This is a genomic window from Oleiphilus sp. HI0117 (assembly GCF_001635235.1).
In genome coordinates this window covers 1-10667 of the sequence record NZ_LWGA01001175.1, presented here as the reverse complement: position 1 = coordinate 10667, position 10667 = coordinate 1, and the positions used below count along the sequence as shown (strand labels likewise).

Annotated in this window: 9 protein-coding genes; 4 read left to right on the top strand and 5 right to left on the bottom strand. The window is 44.5% G+C overall.

What is annotated here, in order from left to right:
* The 3 genes from A3757_RS20775 to A3757_RS20765 all read right to left on the bottom strand — a co-directional run.
* A partial coding sequence (locus A3757_RS20775) for a response regulator (RefSeq protein ID WP_156506464.1) occupies nt 1-1061 on the bottom strand: 1061 nt, incomplete at its 3' end.
* Between the two features lie 107 nt (nt 1062-1168).
* Complete coding sequence (locus A3757_RS20770) at nt 1169-2254, bottom strand: GGDEF domain-containing protein (protein ID WP_068514273.1); 1086 nt, start codon at nt 2252-2254, stop codon at nt 1169-1171.
* A 126-nt stretch (nt 2255-2380) separates the two neighbouring features.
* Nucleotides 2381-2878 (bottom strand): CoA pyrophosphatase, encoded by a 498-nt coding sequence (locus tag A3757_RS20765; protein ID WP_197470177.1) that lies wholly within the window; start codon nt 2876-2878, stop codon nt 2381-2383.
* Nucleotides 2879-3180: 302 nt separating this feature from the next.
* On the opposite strand from A3757_RS20765, the gene A3757_RS20760 reads away from it, so the two are divergent.
* Both A3757_RS20760 and A3757_RS20755 read left to right on the top strand, forming a co-directional pair.
* Nucleotides 3181-3555 (top strand): hypothetical protein, encoded by a 375-nt coding sequence (locus tag A3757_RS20760; RefSeq protein ID WP_068514279.1) that lies wholly within the window; start codon nt 3181-3183, stop codon nt 3553-3555.
* Between the two features lie 180 nt (nt 3556-3735).
* On the top strand, nt 3736-4008 hold the full coding sequence (locus tag A3757_RS20755) for a hypothetical protein (RefSeq protein ID WP_068514281.1): 273 nt from the start codon (nt 3736-3738) through the stop codon (nt 4006-4008).
* On the opposite strand, the gene A3757_RS20750 is transcribed toward A3757_RS20755, so the two are convergent.
* Together A3757_RS20750 and norR are read right to left on the bottom strand one after the other, a co-directional pair.
* The gene (locus tag A3757_RS20750) at nt 3994-5172 is read right to left on the bottom strand and encodes a mechanosensitive ion channel domain-containing protein (RefSeq protein WP_068514284.1); all 1179 of its coding nucleotides are present in this window, start codon (nt 5170-5172) and stop codon (nt 3994-3996) included. The two genes, A3757_RS20755 and A3757_RS20750, sit on opposite strands and share 15 nt — an antisense overlap.
* A gap of 129 nt (nt 5173-5301) precedes the next feature.
* On the bottom strand, nt 5302-6915 hold the full coding sequence (norR, locus tag A3757_RS20745) for a nitric oxide reductase transcriptional regulator NorR (protein ID WP_231875509.1): 1614 nt from the start codon (nt 6913-6915) through the stop codon (nt 5302-5304).
* Nucleotides 6916-7312: 397 nt separating this feature from the next.
* Between norR and A3757_RS20740 the strand changes: the two genes are divergently transcribed.
* The gene (locus A3757_RS20740) at nt 7313-8941 is read left to right on the top strand and encodes a cytochrome D1 domain-containing protein (protein ID WP_068514287.1); all 1629 of its coding nucleotides are present in this window, start codon (nt 7313-7315) and stop codon (nt 8939-8941) included.
* Between the two features lie 127 nt (nt 8942-9068).
* Nucleotides 9069-10667, top strand: a 1599-nt coding sequence (locus tag A3757_RS20735; protein ID WP_197470176.1) for a NapC/NirT family cytochrome c, incomplete at its 3' end; no start/stop codon positions are given.

Below are 10667 nucleotides of genomic sequence, written 5' to 3'. Positions count from 1 at the left end.
TCTTCGATATTCCCCTGATTAGCGAAGCGTTTGGCACTTTTATCAAGCAAGTCGAAGGCTTCCTTAACATGTGGGTTGGCATTGATATCGCCACCCTCTTGCTTGGCAACGTCTGCAAGGTAATTAACGAAATCGAAGCAGTGTTCTGGCCGGGCGTAGACAGACTGTTCACTGTGCTTCATTACGTTTTGATAGGCTTCGATTGCGCCCTTACTATCTTTATTTTCTGAGCATAGCTCTGCCAATTGCTTTTGTCTGTGCAGGGAGTTTGGAGACCGCGAGATAGCTTGTTCGACGGTTGCCTGGGCCTCTTTGGTTTTATCTTGTCTTTGCAGTACCTGCGCAAGAAGGTCCAAAGCTTCAACTTGCTCCGGGTCTTTGGTAATTATGACCCGTAGTAGTTTTTCTGCATCCTCATAATGTTTACGCCGAATCATGATTCTTGCCAGCCCATATTCGGCCCAGGTAAAATCGCTTGCTTTAAGGATGCCTTCGTATAGCTCGCGTGCCTCGTCGATGTGTCCGATTTTACTTAGCAGCCAGGCTTTTGTCTTCATGCAGCGAAGTACGTAATTGCCTTTCTCGGCAATTTTCTCGTCACAATATGCAATTGCTGAGTGATAGTCGCCATCATCTATAGCAGTGTCAATTGCACTCATCGCTTCTTTCATTTTTAGCGCTTTGCTTAAGCGTTGTTTCAAATCATTGGGTGTGATCGGTTTTACCAGGTAGCCATCGGGTTCGTTCTCGACGGTGCCCATAACCTTACTGCGATCAACTTCGGCTGAAACAATAAAAAATAAGTCCGAGAACTTTAACAGTTTCTTGTAGCGTAGCTCCTCAAGTAACTCCTGGCCGTTTTTGCCTTTGCCTAAGTCATAGTTGCACAGCGTAACGTCGTAATTGACGTTCTGAAAACCTGAGACAACATTTTGTGCACTGCTTGCTGTGTCAACGAGCTTAAGGCCAAGTGACATCAGTGTCTTTTTGGTAGAAAAACGGAAGGAGTCTAGTTCATCGACGATGAGAAAGCGTTTCTTGGCAAATTCTTCCAGTGACATAAGGTTTTATATGAGTGTAGATTTATGAGCTCAAATATGAGCGGAGCATGCCGCTTGGTAGGCGGGTGTTTATTTGATTATAGGTTAACTTGAGCCATTGTCTTTTTTTATTGTGACTCTATTTTAATCTTGATAGCTTGCTGACAATCACTTCTAATCATATTCCGGCCAGCACTTTTAGCATCGTAAAGCAGGCCGTCGACTCGGTTTAGAAAGCTTTCTGCGGTGTCGCACTCTCTTAGTATGGATAAGCCACCTGAAATAGTGACACTTTCTATCGGGGTGCCACCTTTCTTCTTGGTGAGCTTTGTTTTTGCGACGTTTGCTTGAACCTGATGAGCGACTGAGCTGCCACCAGCTGCTTCGGTATTAGGGAGTATGATTGCGAACTCTTCGCCGCCATAACGGGCAACAAAGTCCCCGCCTTTCACGCTGCGCTTGATCGTCTCGGCGACAAAGCGTAGTACCCGGTCTCCAACAAGGTGTCCGTGCGCGTCGTTTACACGTTTAAAGAAATCAATATCCAGAAGAATTAAGGCTAAAGGGCTATTATCTAGCTGGGATTTTTTTATCGCAGTACTGAGCTGCTCATCAAAGCCTCTTCTGTTACCTACGCCTGTAAGGCTATCTTGGTAGACCTCTTCGCCCATTTTTTCTAGAGACTCCTGAAGGCTGTTAATCTCTGAACTTAGATGATAAACCTTGCTGAGCGCTTGGTGGTTTCGGGATCTGCACTTCTTTGTTTCTGCTAATAGAACCTGAATAATTGATTGAAGGGAGTTTACCTCGGGGTCATGAGTCAGGTCGTCTGCACAGGAATATAAAGCAGCGCTATAGGACTCCATGCCGCTATTCAGTTCGCTTAATTCGGATTGAAGTAAGGTGATCAAGGCTCTTATCGCTTGACGCATTTCACTAAGCTTTTGTTCAGGAATTTCAACGAAATATTCGTTGAACAAATGTTCACAAGTGCTCGCGGAAAAATCTCCGCCTTTGGATATACGTTTATCAATCGCTTTTTTTAGGTCGAGTTTTCTATCTGCATAATATTCGTACCAAACACTATAGACTTCAGGGGTGGCGGGAATAGACAGTTCATTTATTTTTGCAACAGCTAATCGCAGCCACTTGACGCTCTCGGATAACTCGACATTTTGTCGATTATTTGAGGGCGCGTCAGAATACTTGCTCATGGGTATACCTGTTTAAACTATTACTACATTATATAGTCGAAAAGTAACTGAAATGTTAGCAAAACTTTGTTGAATTAATTTGACACTTGAGGTGAGTATTTTGTAACGCTTCCATCACTACTATTGCTACTTTGTAAATTCGTCAATCATTCGTAAGGTTAAACCCCATATGCGTCGGCTTTTGTACCAATAGCAAGGCACTGTTAGTGATACCCCGCGAGCCTTCCATTGCATACTTTCACGGTTGGCCGGAAGTTCAAAATGCTTGATTGGCACCCATAAAGTTTCAGCGACTTCATGGTTTAATACAAAATCCACATTCAGCTGTAGTTCGAAGGTGAATGCTGAAATAACCATTGGTCGTAGACCTGAGTGGGTTTTGGTGAGCTGGTCAGATATGCGCCCTAATGGTGCTAGGTGGCCGGCATCTAAGCCTATTTCTTCTCGTAGTTCGCGCAGAGCCGTGTGATAAATATTGGCATCTGTAGCGTCCATCTTACCACCAGGAAAAGCCATATCACCAGACCAGGGGTCACCCGGTCGCTCGGCGCGTTTGATCAGCAAAACCTGACGACCTTGGCTAGGGTGATCCCGAAAAATAATTGCCACGGCAGCTCGTGTCATCCACCTTCTACCGGGAATTCTTTTACCTTTGTTGTGCATACCTTGCTTGTCATAGCTCTATTTAATTTGAGAAAAATTACCTTAACATACTAAAGATAATTCATCTTCATAAAGCTCAGTGCCTGAGCTTATTCACATTAAGCAAGTTGTCGCTTATTGAAAGTAACCGTGACTCACAAGCTATCATGAGAAAAGCTTGAAGTAGATAAGTTTGCGTGTTTGAATAGCATTAAATGAGTAATGGCCGATTCTAGGCTCTGGCTCTTTATCTTCCTGTAACCTTGAGCGATAAGAACTGAAATATGCTTGATGATATAAAAGAATTCTTTGACCGCTTTGTGCGAGATTTTTCTTCATTTGATGGGGCCCTGATTGCAAGTCGATACCAAGCGCCTTATTTGGCTGTCACTTCAGATGCCGCAGTATGGGAGTGTGCAGCGCCGTCTGACCTGGTCGAATATTTCCAAAGCTTGCTTGATAAACACTCTGCAGAGGGTGTAACACATACCAAGTACGAAAACCTCGAAGTCACCGAGATTGGCCGTAGCTGCTTCCTTGCCTCAGTCACATGGACGATGATGAACGATTCGGGCGACACGGTCTCTAACTGGCGTGAGTCTTATAACTTGATCAAAACAGCTGATGGCTTGAAGATTTTTACGTCTATCGACCACTAAGTGTCCTTGCTGAATATTCATTAAAAAGCCGATGCCTTCAGTGTCGGCTTTTTCTTTTCTGCTTTCCTTAAAGTTTTTCTCAAGCGTTGCATTTGCTCTTAATTGCTTCAAATAAGCTATATTTAAAGTATGAGCCAGTTCTTATGGCATTATTCTTTGTGGAGAAGGGGCACATTACTTATGACTAAACCAAGCGATGACGAACTAAAAAAAGCCTTAGCCAAAGCTGCTGAAATGCGTGAAAGTGGTGTGGACTCTGACTTCATAGCCAAGTCTCTGTTAAGCTTAAATTACCGATTTGAGGTGTGGCAGAAAGTGGTAGATGCAGCAAAGCATTATCTGCACTCAGGTCAAGCCACGCACGAGCATGCGGTGCTGGTTAAGGCTCTAAGAGATGCAGAAGCAATCGACTCCCGCAATGAAGAGCATGAGCCGCCTCTAGGCTTGAGCTAGTTCGCTAAGCTTGCCAGCATTTTCAACGTTTTTTAGCTCAAGTTTCGCTAATTGTGGTGTGGATAAATCAATGCCCTCAATAATGGACGCCGTATATACCGCGTCATTCACGCGAAAGATTGTTCCCATCAAATGCTTTCGAATCGTTGCCGTAACTTTTGTATTTGGAATTCGATCAAGATAGATCCACAGCGTATATTCTAGTGCGTAATCACCCGCGTGCGTAAGTGCCCACTCGAATTGCCGGGTTTGGTTGATTTTAATATCGGGTTTTTCAAGGCAGTTTTCTTGCGCAAGGCTAAAAAACTTATCGATTTTCGCTTTGAAGTCTGCCAGCTGTTTTTGTCGTTCGTCTTTTGTTTTGCCATCAAATTCAGGGTAGCCAATGTTGTAGCTCAAGGCTTGGCGTACGCCATCAGTACTCGCTACGCGACTGAGGTTATCGATTTTATTTTGAATGAACTGATTGTTCCGCACGAGCGTTCGATGGTTATTACGGATGTCGTAGAGAATCACATATATCAGCGTTACCTTGCTGATGACATACTCCGTTTCATCATCGCCGATGACGACGACGTCTCCGTCTTCGAGAATTTGCGTATTCAGGATGATTAAGCCGCTAATAATATCAGGTGCCCAGATGTTGCTGGTAAAGGCTAGGAAGGCAAATAGGATTCCGAATATGCCAGTCGTTTCCAGCATACTATCGGCGCCCCAAATTTTAATGAGGGTGAACAGCGTTGCCAGAATGATGACAAACAGGATAATGATATCTACTAGACGGCTTGAGTAGGTGTCTAGAAAAACAGGCTTCTCATCAACAACTTTTTCGAGGCCGAACTTCTTGCGAGATTGGCGGCTACAAATACTGTAAATCAGGATGCTGAGATACAGAGTGGTGAGACTTAAACCCAAGTGTATAAAGAAGTTTTCGTAGCTATTGTTGAGTCTGAGAAAAACCAGATGGACGATATGAAGAATCAGCACCAGGCCGTTTAAGGCGCGAAACAGTGTGACTTTGACGCCGCTATCACGTGCGCCATCAATGAAGCTTATAATCGGCTTTGCATACAGGAATAAGCCAATGTTGAATACAAATACCAGAATATGTGCTGTCCATGTTGTTGTGGACAACTGCGGTAATAACCACTCTAAAGCTTGCATAGTAAAAGACGCCTAAGAAAAGTGAGCTTGTGTCGCATTGCTTCATGCAGACGCCAACGGTCAGATCTTAGCTAATTATGATGAACTTTAGACTTGAATCAAGGGAAAGCTTTGCTTCTCTTAAAGCCTTTATAGCTCCAGGCGTTTAATTAAGCGATAGAAATTACTTCGGTTTACGCCCAAGTCACGTGCTGCAGCCGCCTGGTTTCCCTGATGTTGGTCCAGAATATGAATAATATAATTTCTCTGGAAATCATCGACTGCGTCTTTAAGATTCCCTTTTGGTGTAAATGAAAAAAGGTTGCTGTTCGCTTCATTCACTAGCGGGTGTTCCTTGCCGTTAGTTTTTGGCTGACCGTTTTGAAGGTGAATATCCAGGTAGGAGGCGTCGATAACGATGGAACGGTTGTGTCGGCCTTGATCAGCAATCGCTTTTAATGCTGAGCGGCTGAGCATATGTTCTAACTCTCGTACGTTTCCGGGCCAATCATATTGAGTGAGGAGGTGCTTGGCATCGCTCGTGATTCTGAGTCCTTCGACACCTAAGCGCTTTTGATTTATTTCTAGTAAATAACCCGCAAGTAAGAGAATATCTTTGCCTCTTTCTCGAAGAGGGGGTATGTGAACCGGGTAGACACTTAGTCGATGGTAAAGGTCTGCTCGAAATCGATGTTCTGCGACCTCGTTTTGTAAGTCGCGATTGGTTGCGGCGACGATACGTACGTCTACCTGAATGTTCTTATCTGAGCCGACACGCTGAATCTCGCCGCTTTGCAGCGCTCTGAGTAACTTTGGCTGGATGGACAAGGGAAGCTCACCAATTTCATCAAGAAAAAGTGTCCCCTCATGTGCGATTTCAAATTTCCCCGCTCGGTCTGAAACCGCGCCAGAGAATGCGCCTTTGACGTGACCGAATAATTCACTTTCTGCAATATTCTCGGGGAGCGCTGCACAGTTTACATAAACCAACGGCCCTTTGGAGCGTGGAGACATATTGTGAACTTGTCGTGCGACGAGCTCTTTACCAACACCTGTTTCACCGAGCACCAGTACACTCAAGTCAGATTGTGCGACGATATCTAGCTCATCTTTCAGATTCATCATCACATCGCTCTGGCCGATCATCTCGCTGTCAGAGCTTTTCAGCAAAGTTTGACTGACTAATCGGTGGTGAGCTGCACTGGCTTCAAGTGAATCGATTCGTACGGCTGCCTTAACCGCCGCTTCGGTGAGTTTGGTAAATGTCCTCAGCTGGTCCTTATCAATCTGGTCAAAGGTGCCAGGTTCAAGCGCATCTAAGGTAAGTAGTCCCCACGGCTTTTCATTAATTAATAAGGGAATGCCCATACAGTCGTGTACATCAGGGTGTTGGTTGTTTTCACCGATTAATCCATCGTAAGGGTCAGGTAGGTCTGAGTTCGCCTCAAAGTGTACCAGCCCTTTTGAATGGATCACTTGAGACAGTCTGGGATGTTCAGTAATGATGAATCGTCTTCCTAGTACGTCATCGCTTAATCCTTTCATTGCAATAGGGCGAAGTTGACTGCCTTCCAGTTTCAAAACCGCCGCCGCATCGAACGGAAATATATTCTGCATATTGTTAAGCAGTCGCTGATAGCGACTTGCTTCAGGTAAGTCTCTAGGGAGGTCGGAAATGATCGCCGTAATCGTCTCGAATAATGAACCTGTTGTTGTCATATCTACCTCACTGTTGTCGAAATGATTTCTTGCTAAGGCGGTCATTATGATTTCCCTTGTTATAAATATTGTTATTTTTCAGCGCTTTATGTGTTGGTACGAAACTTGAGTATAGCTAGGTGAGACCTCCGGAATCGAAGCGGAGTATGGCAGTGAGGGAGCGGTGTTAATTTGATTGAGGTCAAGTAAACCGTCTTTTCAAATGATCTATCCACGAAGGAAGGAGGTATCTACCACTTTAAGGGTAGGTGTGGTTAGAGAGGAAGATAACGTTTTGAGAGAGACGTTGTAAGAAGATAGCAACACATATTTTTGGAGTAGTAACTTTTTTCGAACATAGCACTTCTTATAGCTTTATTGGGGATTCACGGCTTAAAGGGGGAAGTCGGACAAAAGACCCAAACGACAAATAGCGACAACAATTAACAGGAGTTCGCATACGATGAAGAACACAAAACATATATTGTCAGCATTAGCTCTAGCAATGGGCGTTGGCATGGGAGCCGGGGTTCAGGCAGCAACAAACACTGCACCAACCTTAACCCCTGAAGAATTCGACAAAGCAAAATCCATGTACTTTCAGCGTTGTGCGGGTTGTCATGGTGTATTACGTAAGGGGGCAACAGGTAAAAGTTTGATGCCTGAAGAAACCCTTAAGAAAGGAACCAAGCGTCTGTCTCGTATTATTGAGCTAGGTACTGAAGGTGGCATGAACAACTTTGATGATCTCTTCACTAAAGATGAGATTGACCTTCTTGCGAAGTATATTCAGTTGGAGCCTCCTGTTCCACCAGAGATGTCTTTAGCGATGATGAAAGAGCGGACCAAAGAATATATCGCTCTTAAAGACTATCCAACTAAACCTCTACATGGCCGTAATTGGGAGAACTTCTTTGTTGTCATTGAGCGTGATGCAGGTCTTGCTGCCATCATCGATGGTGACAAACATGAAATTGTTGCACACATCGATACGGGTTATGCAGTACACGTAATCAAGGGTACTGAGCACCATAAAACTGATCATGCGAAAGACGTAGGTCGTTTCTGGTACACCATTGGTCGTGACGGTAAGGTTAACAAGATCGATTTATGGCAGACGCCAGACAAGATGTTGGTAGCTGAAACTCAAATGGCGTATGACGCACGAGATATCGCTGTTTCCGGTGATGGCAAATATGTTATCGCTGGTGGTTATTGGCCTCCGCACTTCGTAATCATGGATGCAGAAACACTTGAACCTCTGAAAGTAGTTTCTTCTCGTGGTGTTAATGTTGACGGTGAGTATGTCGAAGAGTCTCGCGTTGCGGCGATCTACACAACACCTAATGAGCCAACTTGGATGGTTGCGATCAAAGAGTTAGGTCAAATGTGGCAGGTTGATTACAGCGACATCAATAACCTACGTATTGATCAAATGGATACTGCTAAGTTCTTGCATGATGGTTTCTTTGACCCAACAGGTCGTTACTTCCAAATCGCAGCAAACGCTTCAAACAAGATGGTTGTTGTTGATACGAAAGATCGTAAGTTAGAGAAAATGATCGATGTTGCTTCATTGCCTCACCCGGGTCCTGGTGCTAACTGGACTGATAAAGAGTGTGGCCCTGTTGGTGCAACGACTCACCTAGGTATTGGTGAAGTATCTGTTTGGGGCAACGACCCGATTGGTCATCCTGACCAAGCGTGGAAGCTGTGCTACACAGTTGAGACAGACGGTGCGGGCGTATTTATTCGTACCCATCCAACATCTCAATATGTATGGGCAGATCAGCTTAAGCACCCAGAGCCAGAAGTTCAGCAAAGTGTTCAGGTATTTGATAAGGACACACACGAAATCGTTAAAACTATTCGTGTAACTGAAGAAGAAGGTAAAGCGGCCTTGCACATGGAGTTCAACAAAGATGGTACTGAGGTTTGGGTATCTGTCTGGAACCGAACTGACAACAAGAACCCAACTGGTGAAATCGTTGTTTACGATGCGAAGACTCTTAAAGAGATTACTCGTATTAAAGGTTTAACAACGCCTACTGGTAAGTTTAACGTGTTTAACCGTGCTAACCACAAAACCTAATTACCGTTAGTAATAGTTATCTAGGTAATTAGTACTCCTGAAGAAGAGTACTTAGGTGCTCTTCTTCAACCTTCTCGGATTTAAGTAATTGAATTTTAGAATATTAAAGTTCTAGGGAGTCTCATCAATGAGTGCAGCAAATCTTGTTAAAGGTCTGATGACGAGAAAAATATTGTTCGGGGCGACAGTCACGGCAGCATTATTTTTCATGTTAGTCGGTGTCATCTTCTGGGGCGGATTTAACACTACGATGGAGCAAACCAATACCCTAGAGTTCTGTATCAGTTGTCACGAAATGGAAGACAACGTTTATAAAGAATACCAGTCAACTATTCACTACACCAACCGCAGTGGCGTTAGAGCAAGCTGTTCAGATTGCCACGTGCCTGATCCATGGGTGCATAAAGTTGTTCGTAAGATAAAAGCTTCTAATGAGTTATGGCATAAAGCTTTGGGAAGTATTGATACGCCAGAAAAGTTTGATGCCAAGCGCTTCACGATGGCAAAGAAAGTTTGGGGTGAAATGAAAGCGACAGACTCACGCGAGTGTCGAAACTGTCATGACTTCGAAACCATGTTGCCAGAAAACCAAAAGCCTCGCGCTCGTAAACAGCATTTGAATGCGATGACAGCAGGTAACACTTGTATTGATTGCCACAAAGGTATTGCGCACAAGCCTGTGCATGATGAGTTGACTGACGAAGAAATTGACGAACTCACTACACCAGACCCAGAAATCGCAATCGGTATTCCGGCTCACTGGCAAGAATTTTTAGATAAAGAAGCTGCTGCTAAAGCAGAGAAGAAGCGTTTAGCAGAAGAAGCGGCTAAGAAAGCAGCAGAACAAGCAGCTAAAGCAGCGGAAGAGGCAAAGATTGCGGCAGCTTTAGCTGCAGAGAAAGCTAAGAAAGAGGCTGCAAATAAGCCTAAGAAAACTGAGGCTAAAAAGGCTCCCGCCAAGAAAACTGCTGCAAAATCATCTATCAATTGGGCTGCAGTACCTGCAAGAGAAATCGGTGTTTTCTATCCTGGCCAGGCGTCAATGGAGTGGGTATTAGGACGTAAGCATGGTGGTAAGCGTTCATTCACGAAAGGTGATCGCTGTATGGACTGTCATGAGGAAGAAATTGCAGATATTGGACAAAAGATTGTGACAGGCGAGAAGCTGGAAGATCAGGTGATTCCCGGTAAGCGTGGCAGCATTCCAGTGGCGGTTAAAGCAGCACATGATAGCAAGAGCTTATATATGCAATTTACTTGGGAAGATACTGAACACCAGCCAGTACCCTTTGCAGAAGGTGGCAAGATGGATGCGATGAATCAAATGAAATTGGCCTTTATGTTAGCGACTGACGAAGTTGAGTACGCAGATCGAGCAGGTTGCTGGGGAACCTGTCATGCCGATGCCGATGACATGCCTTTCGCGCCTGAGGGTCAGAGTGTAACTAAGTATCTAAAAGAGAGCCGTACGAAGATTGAGCTTAAAGGCCGAAACAAAAAACCGCTTGGTGGTTGGGATAAGCGTAAGGAAGACGCTGAGATCAAAGCAGAATTTGACGCTCAGCACTTCATGGATATCGTGCGCTACAAGTCGGGTGACAAGAGTATTGAAGACGGCAGTATCTTGGCAGACCGCTTGATGAACGAAGGTGTGATTAGTGAAGCGATAGCAAACAAAGTTGGCAATAAGTGGGTGGTTGAAATCAAGCGTCCTCTGGTAGCTGAC

Bases quoted from the DNA above. Each gene is read 5' to 3' on its own strand.
- A3757_RS20750 (WP_068514284.1), bottom strand. From the start codon at position 5,172: ATGCAAGCTTTAGAGTGGTTATTACCGCAGTTGTCCACAACAACATGG.
- A3757_RS20770 (WP_068514273.1), bottom strand. From the start codon at position 2,254: ATGAGCAAGTATTCTGACGCGCCCTCAAATAATCGACAAAATGTCGAG.
- A3757_RS20760 (WP_068514279.1), top strand. From the start codon at position 3,181: ATGCTTGATGATATAAAAGAATTCTTTGACCGCTTTGTGCGAGATTTT.
- A3757_RS20765 (WP_197470177.1), bottom strand. From the start codon at position 2,878: ATGACACGAGCTGCCGTGGCAATTATTTTTCGGGATCACCCTAGCCAA.
- norR (WP_231875509.1), bottom strand. From the start codon at position 6,915: ATGACCGCCTTAGCAAGAAATCATTTCGACAACAGTGAGGTAGATATG.
- A3757_RS20740 (WP_068514287.1), top strand. From the start codon at position 7,313: ATGAAGAACACAAAACATATATTGTCAGCATTAGCTCTAGCAATGGGC.
- A3757_RS20755 (WP_068514281.1), top strand. From the start codon at position 3,736: ATGACTAAACCAAGCGATGACGAACTAAAAAAAGCCTTAGCCAAAGCT.